Raw genomic sequence first — 16,832 nt, 5'->3', positions numbered from 1 at the left:
CAAGTTTACTCAAATCTGCGTAAGGTGAGTTACTCATATCTGCAAACCGGCGATCCTGGAGATCTTGAGGAGGGCGCCGAACTGCTTGAGCGCCTGCAAAGGATGGTGGCTCAGCTGCGCACGTCGGACCATATCTACGGCGATTTCCAGGAAGAAGTCGCCGAGCAGCACATACCGGTTGTGGATCAGGGCAGGGCGCTTCTGCAAGCAGTACAGGACCTGCACCATCGGCTGTCGTTCGGGATCGATACGCCGACCGATGCACAGCGTGAAGCGTTTTATCAGGAGATCGAACGAATCGAAGAGCAGCGTGAGACATTCACGAAACAAGCGAATGCGCATCTTGCAGGCATCCGCACTGTTGCGCAGCAGCATATTGAAGGCGATGTCAGGCTCACCTTCGTTGGCATCGCCATTGCACTGGCAGCGATGGTCGCATTGACCATAGGCGTGCTCTGGTTGATTGAGCGACATATTGTGCGTCCGCTACGCTCGATCACCAACGCGGCAAGCCGCCTTGCGGAGGGACGTCTGGATGGCGAGTTGGCAATTACGAGCAACGACGAGATCGGCGTGCTGCAACAGACGTTCAACCGCATGGCAGCGACGATCCGGCGGCAAACCGGCGATCTTGAAATACACTACCGGCAGGTGACACAGGCGCGTGACGCGCTCGAAGCGGCACACAGGCAGGCGGTCGAACAACTGGCGATTATTCAGCGGCAGCAGGAAGCCATTCGCAAACTGAGCGTTCCGGTGCTGCCGGTGAGCCGTGATACCCCGGTGATGCCGCTGGTCGGCGCGCTCGACAGCGCCCGCCTGATCCAGGTGCAGGAGCAGGCGCTGGAACGGCTTGCAGCAACCCGCGCTCGTCGCCTGTTGCTCGACATCACCGGTGTGCCGATTGTAGACAGTCATGTGGCGCAGGGGCTGATTCGCGTCGTTCAGGCGGCGCATCTTCTCGGTGCAGAGGTGATGTTGATCGGCATTCGTCCTGAAGTGGCGCAGTCCATTGTTGGTTTAGGCATCAGCCTGAGCAATATTCGAACCTGTAGCGATTTGCAGAGCGCACTGGCGCAAAAAGGAGGACGCTTGTGATCCGCTTGACACAACGTCAGATCAATCACGGGGTTTTCGGATTACTCAACGGATTGGCGTTGATAGCGATTGGTTTTTCCATCTTTCCAACACCGCAATGGCATGCAATCATTCCAGTCCTCGCAGGGCTGGCGTTCGGCAGTAGTCTGTGGTTCGCCTACTGGCGCGGGTGGGAGCCGGCGCGTCCTTTGCTTATTCTCTTGCTCACCGTTATTGTAGCTCTGGGCACTGCGGAAACGTTTATTGCGACGCGGTTCAACCATACGCTCTATACCATCCCGGCGTTGGCGCTGGTGTTGACCGGTCCTGTATGGGTTGCAGGCAGTGCGCTGACGCTGCTCGTCGCCTTCGCCATCCGTGGCGGCGGCGGTCCCTATCTCAATCCATTCGAACTGCTGACGTTCGTGTTGGTCATTGGCGGCATGATCTTCAGCCGTCTGGCAGTCGATAATGCGCAACGACTCGAAGCGGCAAAGCGCGAGGCGGAGGAGGCGCGCACGCGCGCTGAGCAGCGCGAACGCGACCTTGCCGCGCAGGCGGAAGAACTGGCGCAGCGCAATGTGGAGCAACAGCGCCTCCTCGAACTGGTTTCGGCGCTGGAAACGCCAACCATTGCGCTGGCAGAGAGCGTGCTACTGGCGCCGATCGTCGGCGCGCTCGACACCCGCCGTGCGCAGGCGCTTACAACGCGATTGCTCAACGACGCCAGCGCCCAGCGCGCGCAGCACGTCATTCTCGACATCAGCGGTGTTACGGCAGTCGATACACAGGTAGCGCAGGCGCTCATTCAGACTGCGCGGGCGCTGAGTCTGATCGGCTGCCGGGTGACGCTCACCGGCATCTCGGCAACGGTGGCTATGACCCTGACCAATCTGGGGGTGGCGCTGGAGAGCATCCATACCGTGCGTTCACCGCAGGAGGCGCTTGCCGCGCGAACTGAGAACTGAAAACTAATGTTCCGGTTCTGTATCAAGCGTCTCAATACGTTTTTGCGCACTTCTCCTGACCGTTTCGCTGCGGTCACGCACAAGGAGTTCCAGAACGTCGCGTCGGCGCGTTTCGCGGGCGACTACTTTGCGAAACTGCATGGCGACGCGATCAGAGCGTAGCAGTGTAGCAATACCCTGAAAAGGTGTGTGCGGATTGCAGCATAACGCAACCCCCGCTTTGAACCCCATCTGATGATTGCGACCATTATCCAGCACTGGCGTCAGTCGTTCCGCCAGCATCTTCAGCGCCTCGACCGGCGTGTGGGGATGTTGCGCGATGGCAGCCGCCAGCGCCTGATCGTTCCACGACGTGACGGTTGCGGGGACCAGCGCTGTGAGCACATCAGGTTCAGTGTTCGGATTCTGTGCAACTGCAACCGCCACGAAATCGTAGGGCGACATCGCCAGATGGCGCAACTCTTCCGGCGTGGTCTCAGGCGATCTGGCGGCGTCCAGATACTCTTTTGGCGTGTGATATGGGGGCATGCACTCCCTGTTCATCACGTCGGCGCGTCATCGGCGTGATGGTTTCATTGTAGCCGCCTTCGGCTTGTTTCGTCAACGACTCAGACGCTGTTGCGGCTTTGTGCATCTGATTGGAGCGGGGCGACTCGCAAAAAAGAACTTGTGCTCTCCGCGCAAGCCGACGATGGCTTCATAGCGATGGATAGCGATGGATGTAATGCCCGATCAGACTCCTGCTTGATGATGATTCACAATCGACCATCTGGGCGTGCAGTAGTTTATCTCGACAGTCGCTCTTGATGTCGTCTGGCAGGGTGTGGTACCGCCAGTCGCGCTCGCATGTACCGCATAGTTGGATGCAGACGTTGTCTTGCTCGTCCTGCGCTCTCTTGTGGTATGCAAACCGGCAATCGCCGGACACGTCACGCCGCCGGACCGTGGGAGGGTTATGCGCTACAGACTCTCTGCCGCTTCACGCCACGCGGTAGCGGGCGATCACCTCTTCGTCGAGCGTGATTCCCAACCCTGGTTCTTGCGGCACGGCGACCCATCCATCCACCACCGGAAACGTCTCGCGGGTAAGCGTCTGCCGCAACGGACTCTGCTCGACGCAATACTCCAGGAGCGGAGCGTTCGGCAGCGCCGCCAGGAAGTGCAACGAAGCGGCGATGCTGATGCCGGTCTTGTACGAGTGATTGACGCACAAACGGTGGCGCTGCATCGCCATCCGACCAATCTGAATTGCCTGCGATATCCCTCCGACCCGCGCCACGTCCGGCTGCACCACTGCCAGACCGGCGTCCAGCAGCGCCTGAAATCCGACCAGGGTGGTCTCCTGTTCTCCGGCAGCGATGCGGATAGGCGATACCGCAGCCAGGCGCGAGTACCCTTCGAGATTATCGGGGTGCAGCGGCTCTTCAAGCCAGAACGGGTTGTATTCCGCGAACTGATGCGCACGCCGGATTGCCGTGGCCGTGTCGTAGCAGATTCCCGCGTCGATCATCAGGTCGAGGTGGTCCCCCAGCCCGCGCCGCGCCATCCGCACCAGTGCAAGATCCGTCTTCTCGCTTGTTCCCATCGGTCCCCACCCGAACTTGACCGCTGTGAATCCCTGGTCGGCGAGGCGGCGGGCAAGGTCATACGTTGCTTCAGGCGTCTCCTGAAACAGAATCGACGCATAAGCGCGCAGACGATTGCGGAAGCCGCCGCCGAGCAGTCGGTAGACCGGCTGCCCCAGCGCCTTGCCGGCAATGTCCCACAGGGCGATGTCGATGCCGCTGATGGCCTGCTGCGCCGCGCCGCCGCGCCCGAAGAAGATCGATCCCTCGTACATGGCGTGCCACAGGCGCGCAATATCGAGCGGATCCTCGCCGATCACGCAGAGCCGTAAACCGCGTGCGATTCGGTGAGACAGCGGCGCCTCGATGATCGCTTTCGCTGCCATTGGCGACGAATCGACCTCGCCAACTCCGACGATCCCTTCGTCGGTGTGGACTTTGACCACCAGCGTATCCTGGGTGCCGTCGGCGCGATCATCCACGGTTGGGAGCTGCAACCAGATGGCTTCGACATCGGTGATTTTCACGATTATCTCCTTCTGCTATGGCAGGTGAAACGGGCGTGCAAGTGTGGCAAGGCAGTCGCCCTGGCGAACGAGGGGAAACGCGCGCCGGCTGATCAGCATGCCGTCTGTTCTGGCGTACACCAGCGTTGGCAAAGCGAAGGGTTGCTCGATAGAATGGATCTGCCCGATCGCCTGTCCCGCGACCATCCACGCGCCCATTTCGACGAAAGGTTCGAAGATGCCGCTTACCGGCGCCATGATGTAATCATCATACTGATCGGCAGCCATAATCTTCGCGGGCGCCGGCGGGTCGGGCGTCTGATCGGTCAGGATGCGTGCCTGACGCAACACATTGCGCACGCCGCGTTCCGTCAGGCTGAGCATATCGACGCCAAACTGCGCGGCGCTGCCCATTTCAGTGCCAAGGGTCAGTTTTCCCAGGCGTTCGGCTTCGCCGGGGAGCAGCCCGGTTCCGCCGACATCCCGGTAGAGCAGCACATATGGCGCACCCCATGCCAGCGCCAGATCGATCATGGATCGCAATTGTTCGTGGTTGGGAACATGGTGCATGCTGACGAGCGGCAGAAAGTGCGCCGACCGTCCGCCGGAATGAATATCGATCACCAGGTCCGCCAGTGGGAAAAGCACCGTCGTTACGTAATGAGCAATCATCTCGGTGATCGTTCCATCGGCGCGTCCCGGAAACACCCGATTCATGTTCTTGCCGTCGAGCGGCGACAGTCGGGTTCCGGCGGCAAGCGCCGGACGGTTCAGCATCGGAACGATGATGACACGCCCGCAGAGATTGTCTGGTTCGAGGGTGTGCGCCATGTTCAGGAGCGTCACCGGTCCTTCATACTCATCGCCATGGTTGCCGCCGAACAACAGCGCCGTTGGTCCGGGTGCGCCATTGATCACGGCAATGGGCAGATATTCGGTTGCCCATCCCGATGTGTTGGTTGATTGTGGAATCGCCAACTGTCCCACTTGCTTGCCGGGCTTCTCGAAATCGATCATGGTCACGATCTGCGTTGCGCTCATAGACGCTCCAATCCGCTGATGGCGGCTGCAATTGTTTGTTCCAGACAACCGGGGAGAAAAGGAGATTGTTGTTCCTGATAGAGACCGCTGCCGTATGCATCGCGGGGGGGCAGGTAGCCGAGCGTGCCATTGGTGCATCCCAGGACCAGCACCGGTTGGTGGTGAAACCGGGCACGGAGTTCGATCTGCATCTGAGCGTAGGCTTCATTTGGGCAGGCGACAAGCAGCGCATCACCCAACCGCCAGAACCAGAGGGTCATCGGATAGACCGGTTCATCGCCGAGCGCCGCCTGGAGCCACTTCCGCCGCGACGCTTTCTCGGCTTCTGCAATCGAGTCGCCGCGATTGGCGCCCGGCGGATCGATCGGTTCCAGCATCGGCTTGCGTTGCAGCGGCACGATCGCACACTGCTGTCGCAGCGTCGCACAGCGCGCCCGGTCGGCAGGATCGAGTGGACGGTACTCCCAGGTGGCCAGGTTGGCGCCGGAAGCGACCACCCCGGTATACACAAAGCGCGACGCTGGCGGCGGCAACGCCTCAATCGCCGCCGCAGCCGCGTATGCCAGTTGCCGTCCGTTCCGGTCGGCGACTGCCGGATCGCCAACGAACCCCTCGCGCGGACCGAGATCGCCAGCAGCGCCATAGAGGAACAGGCAGGGCGCTCCGTAGATCGACTCGAGTGTGTCGCGCATAGCGCCGACATAATCGGGTGAGAGCAAGCGATTTTGCCAGGCAAGGGTTGTCGGGTGGCAGGCATAGTTGACCAGTATGGCTATGATCGCGCCATCCTCTCCGGTAACACGGGCGACGAGCACCGTATCATCGGCAGGCGTCGCAGGATTGTAGCCGCAGGCATACCTCCCGACATCCGGCGCCCAGAAATCGCGATTTGCTGCCAGCGCACAGCGCCCGTACCCATAGGTGATCCACGCCGGGCGCATGGCGTTTCTGGCTTCAATAATCGCCTCGACAAGCGCACCGGTCAGATCGCTGAGGTATGGTTCGATAAAGTGTGCGCCGGGTTTATCGGTGATCTGACTGTTGAGGTACGGACCGGCGTGGGTGTGTGAGAAATTGATCAGCAACGCATCTTCATCCAGCCCGGTTGCGTTCAGGACGGCGCTGCGCATCTGGCGTTCATCGGGAAGGTACGGAAACCAGCCAACATCGAGCGCCACGAGCGCCAGCGTCGGCTCGTCCGCGTCCAGCGAGCGCATCACCAGCGTTGTTGCCGTCAGTGGCCGATGCACTCCTTCAGCGACATCGCGGCGCGCTGCGCCCCATGATCGCGCGTAGATTCCGACAGGCGGAGTCACGTCTCGGCGCGCGATGCCAACTGCGCAATGGGTGAAACCGTGGATCTGTGTCAGGTCCATTCGTTTCCTCGCTTTTGAATGGTACGGGGAGACCTGCATGTGAGGTAAGGTTTTCCCTGCGTTGCCAGGGTGGACATCGCCCCTCTCGCACCCACGCGCGGGTGTCGTCTTTTTCCTGGTGTCCTGACGATTTTTTAGTCCCCCTCGCCCCTTTCTTCCTTATTATCCCTGCATGGCGTTCATCTGCGCAGTTTCCTCAAGACGGCGGCGCAAGAAATCAATCGACTGCTGATCGATCGTGAAGACCACGGTGATAATGGGCAGCGCGGGATTCAACGCCAGCAGACGTTCCCGACAGGATCGGGTGACCACGATGGCGTCCGCCTGCTCGATCATGTCGTGCAGGCGCGTGCGGTTATCGATCAGAACAGGAATGACCGCTGAGTTCGGATGATAGGTGCGAATGATATGGGTCAGACTTTCGACCGTTCCCGGCGAGTCGCACACCAGACCAAAAGTTGGAACGTGCAGACGCGCCAGCGCCAGCAACGACTCGTGTGATGGCGTCGCCAGCACGCCAATGACCCGTTGGCGTGCAGAGGATGGCACAGCCTGGCGAATCTGCCCCAGGTGCTGAAAGGTGGTGACGATCAGATCGTAGCGGTGAACGGGTGTGACCGGATCGCGCAGGACATCATCGAGCAGCGCCCGATCCATTGGCACGTCAGCAATGCTTTCAATCTCGTCGCCGAGCGTTTCGACATCACGCCGGTTGCATTCGACAAACAACACGCGCGGCGCATCAGACCCATACGACTGATGCACCGCGTTGTGGATCAGGTCCATCAACTGACTACGACTCAACCCTGAATGCCGGGCTGTCTGAACAAAGCGTTCGACCTGCTGCTGCAATGTTGACCGGTCATACTCCATTATTGCGCACACAAATGCGCCACGACCGCGTGACACGTCAATCAACCCGCGCTGCTCCAATATCTGGTATGCGCGCGCGGCAGTATTCTTGTTGACGTGATACTGTTCAGCAAGTTCACGGACAGTCGGCAAGCGCATGCCGGATCGGTACGCGCCGGAGCGGATCTGTTGCTCCAGAATGTGCACAATCTCATGCGCTCGCAAAGCACGTTGTGCGTTTCTATCGTGCGGGACAGGATCGGTCATAACACCAGTGTCTTTCATATCTCAGACGCTTTACCAGCAGAAACGAAAAGCATCTGACGTAATGAAGACAGTTTGAGACAAAACACATACAATGTGCTGTTTTGTCTGAAAATATAGCAGAAGCCGTGCAAGAAGTCAAGCATGGAGTCAGACAGAGGTACAGGTCTGATGTCTCAGGAACCGCCGTATTGCAGCGGGATGAGGAACGTCAAGAAATGAATCCGGTAGACGTGCGCCGCCACATCACGCGCATCCTGAGCTGCTGGCTCAATCCCTCGCTCAGAACGAGGAAGCCCCAGAGGGGTTTTCACGATCTCAGCAAGGGTTGCAGCCCGCAGTGTCCAGGAATACCAGGCTATTTTCTTGATCTTCAGCAGTCGCCGGACAGGTAGGCGGATAGCGGAAGGCAAGGTTGCAAAGCAATCCTGCTACCGGTTCTGAACCTGCGGGAAATCACTCGATAGCCAGACAACAAGACTCTCAGCCCGGAAAGCGACGGATGACATTGCCGGAGATGCGGCTTACTGGAACGAACGCGGCAGCGGCGGATGTCCAATTGTCCAGCCGCCGTCGACTGCCAGGTTCTGACCGGTGATATACGAAGCCTCATCGGAAGCCAGGAAGAGCGCCGCTGCTGCGACCTCTTCCGGTCGTCCCATGCGATCCAGCACCGTCATATCACGCCAGAAGCGCATGATGTCCGGATCGTGTTTCAGTCGCTCAATATCAGGCTGCCCTGAATCGATGATGCCAGGACTGATGGCATTGACGCGAACGCCGCTCTTGCCGAAATCGATGGCCAGAGATCGCGTCAGTCCGAACAATGCGCTCTTCGCTGTCACATATGCGGCATGACCGGCGGCGCCCATCATGCCCTCGACCGACGCGATGATGACAATCGCGCCGCCGCCAGTTTTGAGCATCTCCTGAACCGCATATTTCGAGCAGTAAAAGACGCCATCAAGGGTCACGGCAAGCACAGCGTGCCACTCTTCGAGCGTCATGGCTGCGGCATCGTGATAGCCTCCCAGGTGCGCGGCGGTGTTGACGAGAATATCGAGGCGTCCATAGCAGGCGACGGTTTCTTCAACCGCTGCGCGACACTGTTCGGCATTCCCGATGTCGGTCGTCACGAAGCGTCCGCCACAGACCTCAGCCGTGCGGCGTCCGGCCTGCTCGTTAATATCGGCGATCACCACATGGGCGCCTTCATCGGCGAAGCGGCGCGCGCATGCTGCCCCAATACCTGTCGCGCCGCCGGTGATCAGCGTTACTTTGCCGCACAGTCGCATCAGTGTATCCTGTTGCCTCGATTGGGCAAGGATGTTCGCCGAATGAAGGTCAACGCCGCTCTGGCAGCATATCACGCAACAACGTCAGGCTTGCATCAACCAGGATATCGGCGGCTTCAGGCGCGAACGGTGTAATCTCGATCTCATAGCCGCCCAGCGGATAAGCGTCGGCAGTGGGGATGTACGCCCAGCCGATATTCGCGTAACCGGAGAAGAGCGTGTATGGGAAAGGCGAGCCGACCTTCACCCGCCTGCCGATCTCGCAGAACGGCTCGCCGGGTACGGCTGGCAGAGCGATCTGGTTGCCGATGGCGAAGGTTTGCAGGGTCACGCTGCGATAGGTATGACCTTCATTGCGGCGTGCAAGATCGGCGCGCATCCCGGCGCGCTTCGCCAGCATCGTCTCGGTGCGGATGTCCTCAGTATCGCCGCCTTCGGCGCGCAGACGGTTGAGCCGCTCAATATGCTGCGCCGCCGCTGCCGCCAACTCGGCAGCCGGGGCGAACTGTTTCAGCGGCAATTGCACCTCGCGCACGCCAACCCGGAGCGTGGTATCGAGGTCGGGCAGGCGCTCATCTTGGTAGATCGCCAGTGGCGCGCCGGACTCCAGCGTGCCGGCATAGCGCTCACGCCGCCGCCACGGTTCGAGTTCCCACCAGATCCGGCTCACTTCGTGGCCCAGGATGCTCCCCAACCGCCGATACTCAGCCAGACCGCCGCGGGCGACGCCCTGGATCGGTCCGAGATCGCCGGCTGCTCCCTGAAGAAACAGACATGTGGCGCCGGTGGACTGTTCGACGACGCGCTTCATCACCCCTGGATAATCGGGCGTAATCAGGTCGCAATCAGGACCGACCGTAATCGGGTGGCAGGCATAGTTCACGATCACTGCCAGTGGCGCCCCCTCCAGATCGTCGAGCCGCACCACCTGCACCTGATGATCAACAGGACCATCCCAATTGCGCCCACAAACCACCATGCCATCTTCAGGGCGCCGAAAGCGCCGATTGACATTGATCCGCGCCTCGCCGGAACCGGCAGCGATGCGCACCGGGCGCATCCGTTGCAAGGCTTGCCGGGCAACGCCCGCGATATGATGCTCCAGAATCGCATCATAGGCTGGCGTCATCTCGGCGCCCTCCTTCACCCAGGAACTCCAGGTTGCGCCGTTGATCGGACCGGAGTGGGTATGGGTGTAGGCAAGGCGGATATGTGAGGATGGCAGACCGGTCGCCTGCTCCACGGCTCGCATGACGCCGGGCGCTTCGGCATCCCAGAGGTAAACCAGATCGATATCGACGATCACAACCGTCTCGATGCCATCAGAGAGTGCCAGCGCCGTCGCCCAGAGCGGCAGATCGACTCCGGCGGCCCGCTGATGGGTCTGCGCTCCCCAACCGGCATGGGCAATGCCTGGTGGCGGCGTAATATCCGTTCGTGCGACCCCGGCGTGCAGTCGTCGCGCCATGGTTATTCCTCTTGTTGCAAGATCGCTGGCACAAGTCCGGTATACGCCATGACAATCGGGTCATCGGCGTGAGCCTGTTCATATGCTGCGCGCAGTCGCATCGTCTCGCGCTCGATCCGACGGAAAGCCGCTTCATCATTGTTGAGCAGCCAGCGTAGCCAGCGCCCGTTCTTCACGTGCGGCACTTCATCGGCGTGGACAAAATCGTTGAGCAGAGCATACGGGGTATCGCCGCGTGCGCGGGCGGTTTCGCGGGAGCGAATCAGATCGGGCATGCCCAGTTTTTCGCCGCGTAGATGCAGATCGTAGAGCCGGTGCGGAAAGTCGAGGCTCATCCGATAGGCGTAGTTGCCGGGGATGACCGGAAAATCGCCCAGTTTGCCGCCCAGATGCTCCAGGTACCGCTGATAGAGCACGGCGTGGCGCACTTCATCCCAAAGTTGGCGCGCCATATCAACGTGATATTCCCAGGGCATCTCTGGATGCTCATAGAGGTTGCGACCGAGCAGTTCGGCGGCGTGCATCTCATTGTCGGCATCGCGGTGCGCCATCATCAGCGCCATTTCGTGTTCATCGGCGGGTGGATGATCGGCGGCCCGCTCGCCGAAGCGGAAGCGCGCATCGCGGGCGGCGATCGGCGGCGCCGGTCGCACCGTTTGGTCCTCGAAGGAACCGCTGGCTTCGCGCTCAGCCGCAGTTGCCGGATCGGCGAAACTGCCGATTCCATCGCATGCCTCAGCCACAGCGGATTCGTAGTTCTGCGCAACGGCACGCGCCGCAGACGAGAACGACTCGAGCAGCGCCATGCCCTGGCTTATCTGTTCTTCTTCGTCGGCATGGATTCGCGCAAGCAGATCCCATGTCGGCTCATCAGCCAGTGATGCACACGCCTGGCGATGAGCGGCATACGCTGCCGCAAGGCGCGGCTTCACCTGGCGATAGACCGCAGCAACGAATGCAGCGCTGTCGGGTGCATCATCGAGCAACCGCAACATCCGGCAGGTCGCCTCGCCAGGGTTGAGCGGCGCGCGGCGTGGCCAGCGCAGATCGATCAGACGGGACAGCCATGCATCGGCGTGCTGCGAATCCTGCCAGAGATGCCGGCCCAGCAGACATTTCAATTCCCACTCAGGCAGTTCGGCCATTCGTCCTGCCGCAATACGCATCAATTGCGCCTCGATATAGTGATAACGTGCTACCAGGCGGGCCGTCTGAGCCACATGGAACCCCCTATCGAGCCGGTAACCGGCGTAGATGTCGTACATGGCTTGATCCTTCCTGGGAACACAGGTGAACGCGCATAGCCGTGCATGCACCGTATCTACCAATCAGCCACGGAACCGTCGGGATGGAAATAGCGTTGCACCAGTTCCGGCTGCCAGGGGTGGCGCGCCGCCTCGCCCTCGTTCACCTCGACGCCCAAACCGGGGCGTGAGGGTATGGCAATATACCCATCCCGAACCTGATGCTCTGAGTCGACCACATCGTATCGCCAGGGGACATCGTTGCTGATCGCTTCCTGAATCACCCAGTTTGGCGTGGCGGCGGCGAAATGAATGGCAGCCGCCGTCGCAATCGGTCCATTCGGGTTATGCGGCGCAACGGCCATCGAGTACGTTTCGGCGATTGCCGCGATCTTGCGCGCTTCCCACAGACCGCCGCAGTGCGACAGATCGGGCTGAATGATATGGCAGGCGCGCCGCTCGAACACTTCGCGGAATTGATGTCGCCCGACCAGGCGTTCGCCGGTAGCGATCGGAATGTTCGAGGCGCGGGTGACCTGAGCGGTGGCTTCGATATCCTCGCTGGGGCAAGGCTCTTCGAAGAAGAGCAACCCATACGGCTCGAACGCGCGGCAGTAGCGCAGCGCCATCGCCGGAGAAGCGCACCGGGCGTGGAGATCGACCATCAGATCGACATCATCGCCGACCGCGTCGCGCACGGCGCGCACCAGACGCTCGGCATACCGCACCGGACGCATGCCCTCAACAGGTTCCGTCCGCGGCACTGCCATAAACTTGAGCGCTGTATACCCTTGCTCTTTGACCATCAACGCGCGCTCGGCAAACAAGTCGGGGTCGGTCGTTTCGTACATGTGCTCCATCGTACCGCCGCCAAGATGGTTATAGACCCGTATCCGGTCTCGAACGCGCCCGCCGAGTAACTCGTAGACCGGCACGTTCAACCACTTGCCTTTGATATCCCAGAGCGCCTGCTCGATGCCGCTCATGGCGGTCATCCCCTCGATGCCGGCGCGCCAGAAGTACTGACGGGTCATCATCTGATACAGGTGTTCGATGCGCCGGGGGTCTTCACCGATGATCAGGCGACTGACATCCTCAACGGCGCCGACCACGCCTTTGGTCTTCCATTCGAGTGTCGCCTCGCCCCAGCCATAGAGTCCATCCTGATCGGTTTCGACTTTGACGAAAACCCAGTTGCGCATCCGTGCGTGCACAACGAGGGTCGAAACGCGGGTGATTTTCATAAGGTCGCTCCATTGAGTGTGGTTCGTGTAGTCGCACACGGCGGTAGAACAGTAGTCAGAGTCTCATGCGGGGATCGAGCCAGTCGCGCAAGCCATCGCCGAGCAGATTCGCGCCCAGAACTGTGAGCGCAATCGCAGCGCCGGGAAAGAAGCCGATCCACCACGCCAGGCGAATAAATTGTCGACCATCAGCAAGAATCAAGCCCCATTCCGGTGTTGGCGCCTGTGGCCCCATGCCAATGAAACTCAGGGATGCGCCGGTCAGAATGGCGCCGGCGATGCCCATCGAGGACATGACAATCAAGGGGGCGATAGTATTCGGCAGAATATGCCGCGCCAGAATACGTCTGTCGCTCAATCCGATCACACGCGCCGCTTCGATAAAACTATACTCCCGGAGCGACAGAACGATCCCGCGAACCATCCGCGCATAGTACGGAATCCATGCAATGCCGATGGCGATCATAATGTTGATCAGTCCAGGTCCAAGCGCGGTGACAATCGCAAGCGCCAGCAGAATGATCGGCAAAGCGATCCAGACATCCATAACACGCATCATAACGGCGTCCAACCAGCGCCCATAGTAACCGGCAATAAGACCGAATACCCCGCCGACGCCCGCAGCAATCAGAATGGGCGCGACGCCCATCACCAGAGAGATACGTCCTCCGTACAGCACACGCGCCAGCATGTCGCGACCATACTGATCGGTGCCGAAGGGATATATTGGATTGGGTGGCTGCAATCGTTCCCGAATATTCATCACGACCGGATTGCGGTTGGTAAACAGCGAAGGAAACGCGACGCCAAAGAGGATAATAGCGAGGAGCGCCGACCCGACCAGGAGCGACCGATGGCGCCAGAAGGTGCGCTGCCAGCGACGCATGCGCGGAGGCAGAACAGCAGATCTGCCGTCGGTGCGCATCGGTTGTTGAACTGCCTGACTCATGATACGCAGCGCCTTACGAATAGCGAATCCGGGGATCGACCACCGTATAGAACACGTCAACCGCCAGATTCACGAGCACATACATGGTTGCTGCCACCAGAACGCATCCCTGCACCACTGGAAAGTCGCGGTTAATCACCGCCTGCGTGACCAGTGTGCCAAGTCCCTGTCTGGCGAAGACATTTTCGATGACCACCGCGCCTCCCAGCAGGGTTCCAAACTGCATGCCAATCATGGTTATGAGCGGAAGAAGACCATTGCGCAGTGCGTGGCGCCAGAGGACGACAGAATCGAACAACCCTTTCGCTCGTGCTGTACGCACATAGTCCGCATTCAGAATCTCGACCATCGTGGCGCGGGTCAGACGCACGATAATTGCCGCTTCTGCCAGACCCAGCGCTGCCGCTGGCATGATCAGTCCGCGTGCACTGCGTTCTTCGATAATAGGCAACCATCCCAGCGTGACGGCGAACAACTGGATCATCATCAAACCAAGCCAGAATGAAGGGATTGAAACGCCGATCATCGCCAGAACCACCGCTGCCACATCCCAGAGGGTGCCGCGTTTGACCGCTGCCAGAATGCCAAGCGGCGCCCCAAGGGCGATCGCTATCGCCATTGCTGCGACCGTCAACTGAATCGTTGCGCCAATATTGGAGGCAATTAACAGCGCGACCGGTTGATTGCCAAAGAGCGATCGCCCCAGATCACCCTGCGCCAGTCTCATCAGATACCGTCCCAACTGAACATGGAGCGGATCGTTCAATCCAAGCGCCTCCCGCATTTGCTCCATCTGTTGCGCACTCATCTTCAACTGCCCCTGCATCGCCGAAACGGCATCTCCGGGTATCAGGTGTACCAGGAAAAAGGTCAGGATGACAATTCCCAGAAGGATCGGGATCGTCAGCAGGACTCGCTGGATCAGATAGGCGCTCATGAATGCTATCGTGATTGCTTATACCAATGACGATTGACGATGCCGCATGCGTGTCATTCCGAGCGCAGCGATGCCGCATGCGTGTCATTCCGAGCCCTTCGCTTCGCTCAGGGTAAACGCTGCGAGGAATCTGCGCGGGTCGCGCCAGACCCCTCGCGCTGCTCGGGGTGACCATGCCGGATGGTCACAGGTCATTGGGATTACTCAAAGTACGCTGGCGCAAAGTACTTGTAGAAACCCGTGCCATCGACGACGAAGCCTTTCAGATTGTTCGCGTGGGCGACATAGAAGTACAGTTCGAAGATCGGCACCATCAACGCTTGCTCCATGATGAACTTCTGAATCTCACGATACTTTTCGATGCGTTTTTCCGGGTCGATCTCCGTCTCCGCCTCTTTCAGCATCCTGTCCAATCTGGCGCCGTCTTCGCCTTTCAGAAAATGACCGGAAGGAAAGGTTCCGTACCCCTCTGAGTGCCAGTCACGGGTCATCTGGCTGGCAGAAGCGAAAACGTCTCCCATAGCCGGAACGTGGTATTTGCCGCTGGCAATCGCTTCCGTATTCGACGGGCCCTGGGTGGTGAGCACTTTTGCGTCAAAGCCGATAGCCTGGAGATTGGCTTGCAGCACATAGACCCAATCGTTCCAGCCTTTATTCTCAACGATCGTCACTTCAAGGCGCCGACCGTCCTTGACACGAACGCCGTCGGGACCGGGAAGCCAGCCGGCTTCTTCGAGCAATTGCGCGGCTTTCTCAGGATTGTACTCGTACATCTGCTCCAGCGCCGGTTCGTACTCTGGGAAGACGCGCGACAGCGGTCCGTATGCCGGTTCGACCATGTTGAAATAAACGCTCTCGATGATACCTTGCTTGTCCGTGGCATAGATAATCGCTTTGCGCACATTTATGTCATCGGTCGGCGCCAGGCTGGTGTTGAGATAGTTCATTTGCGGCATGCCCGGTAGCAGCACGCCGGTGACGGTAAAGCGCGGATCGGTGCGGACACGCACGACATCCTGGAATGGCAGAAGGTCAACGAAATCGACTTCGCCGGCTTCCAGCGCTGCAAGTCGTGTTTGCGCTTCAGAAGAAAAGCGAAAGACCACTTCTTCGATCAAAGGAGGACCGCTCATCTTGAACAAGGGTGACCCCCAGGTCCATTCAGGGTTGCGCTCCAGCACGATCTGGCTGCCGCGCACCCATTCCTTGAACTTGAATGGACCGGTTCCCACCGGATTGAAACCGGCATCGGCGCCCACCCGTTTCAGGTAGGCGGCATTTCCAATGCCCATCCCCGGATCCGCAAGCTCAATCAGCAAATCGGGACGCGGCGCAGTGAGCGTGAGTTCGACCGTCGTTTCATCGACTGCTTTGGCGCTGCCGATTACGGCTTTGAGCGATCCAGGTCCGCTTCCGACGGGATTATCGCGAATGTAGTCGAAATAGTCCGCCACCGATTGAGCCGTGAACGGCGTGCCGTCGTGCCATTTTACTCCCGAAACCAACTTGAACGTCCACGTCGTCGCATCATCGGAACGGCTCCATTCGCGCGCCAGACCGGGGTATATCTGCTGGCTCTGATCCATGTACACCAGCGTTTCGAAAATCTGTGCGGCGACCTGACGTTCATTGACGTTGCCCGACATTGTGATGACATCGATACTGGCTGGTTCCAGATTGCCGAAGAAAACCAGGCGCGTCCGACCGGTCGCCTGTGGTCTGGCGTCGGCAGGGGTGGCAGGAACCGATGTCGGCGGCGGTGCGGCGCCCGCCTGAGTGGGAACAGGAGCGCTCTGCTGCGGCGTTGCGCCGCATGCAGCCAGAATCAACGAGCCAGCGATCAGCAGGACCATCAGAATCGATGATGGACGGACAAATAAATCGCGCAGCGCCATGGCAGCCTCCTGACCAATCGGAGTTTGCATACAAGTATACGGTGCTTTGATTATATATGGGAGTTAAGGAGTTGTCAACCATTGGCGCAGCGCTGCGAGCAAATATGCACTGACCGCGCGTTTGGATGCTTCGGCTCGCGTCGTGCGTGGG

14 protein-coding genes are annotated in these 16,832 nt (G+C 59.8%); 2 read left to right on the top strand and 12 right to left on the bottom strand.

The window, feature by feature from the left end; translation table 11 throughout:
• Window positions 1-24 precede the first annotated feature (24 nt).
• Both RCAS_RS20020 and RCAS_RS20015 read left to right on the top strand, forming a co-directional pair.
• Window positions 25-1,098 (top strand): HAMP domain-containing protein, encoded by a 1,074-nt coding sequence (locus tag RCAS_RS20020; protein ID WP_012122318.1) that lies wholly within the window; start codon window positions 25-27, stop codon window positions 1,096-1,098.
• On the top strand, window positions 1,095-2,045 hold the full coding sequence (locus tag RCAS_RS20015) for an STAS domain-containing protein (protein WP_012122317.1): 951 nt from the start codon (window positions 1,095-1,097) through the stop codon (window positions 2,043-2,045). The genes RCAS_RS20020 and RCAS_RS20015 overlap by 4 nt, the downstream gene beginning before the upstream one ends.
• A 3-nt stretch (window positions 2,046-2,048) precedes the next feature.
• On the opposite strand, the gene RCAS_RS20010 is transcribed toward RCAS_RS20015, so the two are convergent.
• The 12 genes from RCAS_RS20010 to RCAS_RS19955 all read right to left on the bottom strand — a co-directional run bounded on the left by RCAS_RS20010 (window position 2,049) and on the right by RCAS_RS19955 (window position 16,681).
• The gene (locus RCAS_RS20010; protein WP_012122316.1) at window positions 2,049-2,573 is read right to left on the bottom strand and encodes a hypothetical protein; all 525 of its coding nucleotides are present in this window, start codon (window positions 2,571-2,573) and stop codon (window positions 2,049-2,051) included.
• Between the two features lie 451 nt (window positions 2,574-3,024).
• Window positions 3,025-4,137 carry a mandelate racemase/muconate lactonizing enzyme family protein gene (locus RCAS_RS20005; RefSeq protein WP_012122315.1) on the bottom strand — a complete coding sequence of 371 codons (1,113 nt, stop codon included), beginning with the start codon at window positions 4,135-4,137 and terminating at the stop codon, window positions 3,025-3,027.
• A gap of 15 nt (window positions 4,138-4,152) precedes the next feature.
• The gene (locus RCAS_RS20000; protein WP_012122314.1) at window positions 4,153-5,157 is read right to left on the bottom strand and encodes a succinylglutamate desuccinylase/aspartoacylase family protein; all 1,005 of its coding nucleotides are present in this window, start codon (window positions 5,155-5,157) and stop codon (window positions 4,153-4,155) included.
• On the bottom strand, window positions 5,154-6,533 hold the full coding sequence (locus RCAS_RS25395; RefSeq protein ID WP_012122313.1) for a neutral/alkaline non-lysosomal ceramidase N-terminal domain-containing protein: 1,380 nt from the start codon (window positions 6,531-6,533) through the stop codon (window positions 5,154-5,156). Before RCAS_RS25395 ends, RCAS_RS20000 begins: the two co-directional genes overlap by 4 nt.
• A gap of 162 nt (window positions 6,534-6,695) precedes the next feature.
• A complete protein-coding gene (locus RCAS_RS19990; protein WP_198135965.1) occupies window positions 6,696-7,652 on the bottom strand; it encodes a GntR family transcriptional regulator in 957 nt (318 codons plus the stop codon).
• A 521-nt stretch (window positions 7,653-8,173) separates the two neighbouring features.
• Window positions 8,174-8,944 (bottom strand): SDR family NAD(P)-dependent oxidoreductase, encoded by a 771-nt coding sequence (locus tag RCAS_RS19985; protein ID WP_012122311.1) that lies wholly within the window; start codon window positions 8,942-8,944, stop codon window positions 8,174-8,176.
• A 49-nt stretch (window positions 8,945-8,993) separates the two neighbouring features.
• Window positions 8,994-10,412 carry a neutral/alkaline non-lysosomal ceramidase N-terminal domain-containing protein gene (locus tag RCAS_RS19980; protein WP_012122310.1) on the bottom strand — a complete coding sequence of 473 codons (1,419 nt, stop codon included), beginning with the start codon at window positions 10,410-10,412 and terminating at the stop codon, window positions 8,994-8,996.
• Window positions 10,413-10,414: 2 nt separating this feature from the next.
• Window positions 10,415-11,677 carry a DUF455 family protein gene (locus RCAS_RS19975; protein WP_012122309.1) on the bottom strand — a complete coding sequence of 421 codons (1,263 nt, stop codon included), beginning with the start codon at window positions 11,675-11,677 and terminating at the stop codon, window positions 10,415-10,417.
• A 56-nt stretch (window positions 11,678-11,733) separates the two neighbouring features.
• On the bottom strand, window positions 11,734-12,900 hold the full coding sequence (gene dgoD, locus RCAS_RS19970) for a galactonate dehydratase (RefSeq protein ID WP_012122308.1): 1,167 nt from the start codon (window positions 12,898-12,900) through the stop codon (window positions 11,734-11,736).
• Between the two features lie 55 nt (window positions 12,901-12,955).
• Window positions 12,956-13,849, bottom strand: coding sequence for an ABC transporter permease (locus tag RCAS_RS19965; RefSeq protein WP_012122307.1), 894 nt, complete (start codon window positions 13,847-13,849; stop codon window positions 12,956-12,958).
• Between the two features lie 13 nt (window positions 13,850-13,862).
• A complete protein-coding gene (locus RCAS_RS19960; RefSeq protein WP_012122306.1) occupies window positions 13,863-14,786 on the bottom strand; it encodes an ABC transporter permease in 924 nt (307 codons plus the stop codon).
• A gap of 200 nt (window positions 14,787-14,986) precedes the next feature.
• Window positions 14,987-16,681: an ABC transporter substrate-binding protein gene (locus RCAS_RS19955; protein WP_012122305.1), complete on the bottom strand. Its 1,695-nt coding sequence runs from the start codon at window positions 16,679-16,681 to the stop codon at window positions 14,987-14,989.
• Between the last annotated feature and the right edge of the window lie 151 nt (window positions 16,682-16,832).

It is taken from the genome of Roseiflexus castenholzii DSM 13941 (assembly GCF_000017805.1).
Taxonomy (GTDB): Bacteria; Chloroflexota; Chloroflexia; order Chloroflexales; family Roseiflexaceae; genus Roseiflexus; species Roseiflexus castenholzii.
The sequence above is the reverse complement of the archived record's forward strand: the minus strand, read 5'-3'. Positions and strand labels throughout refer to the sequence as shown.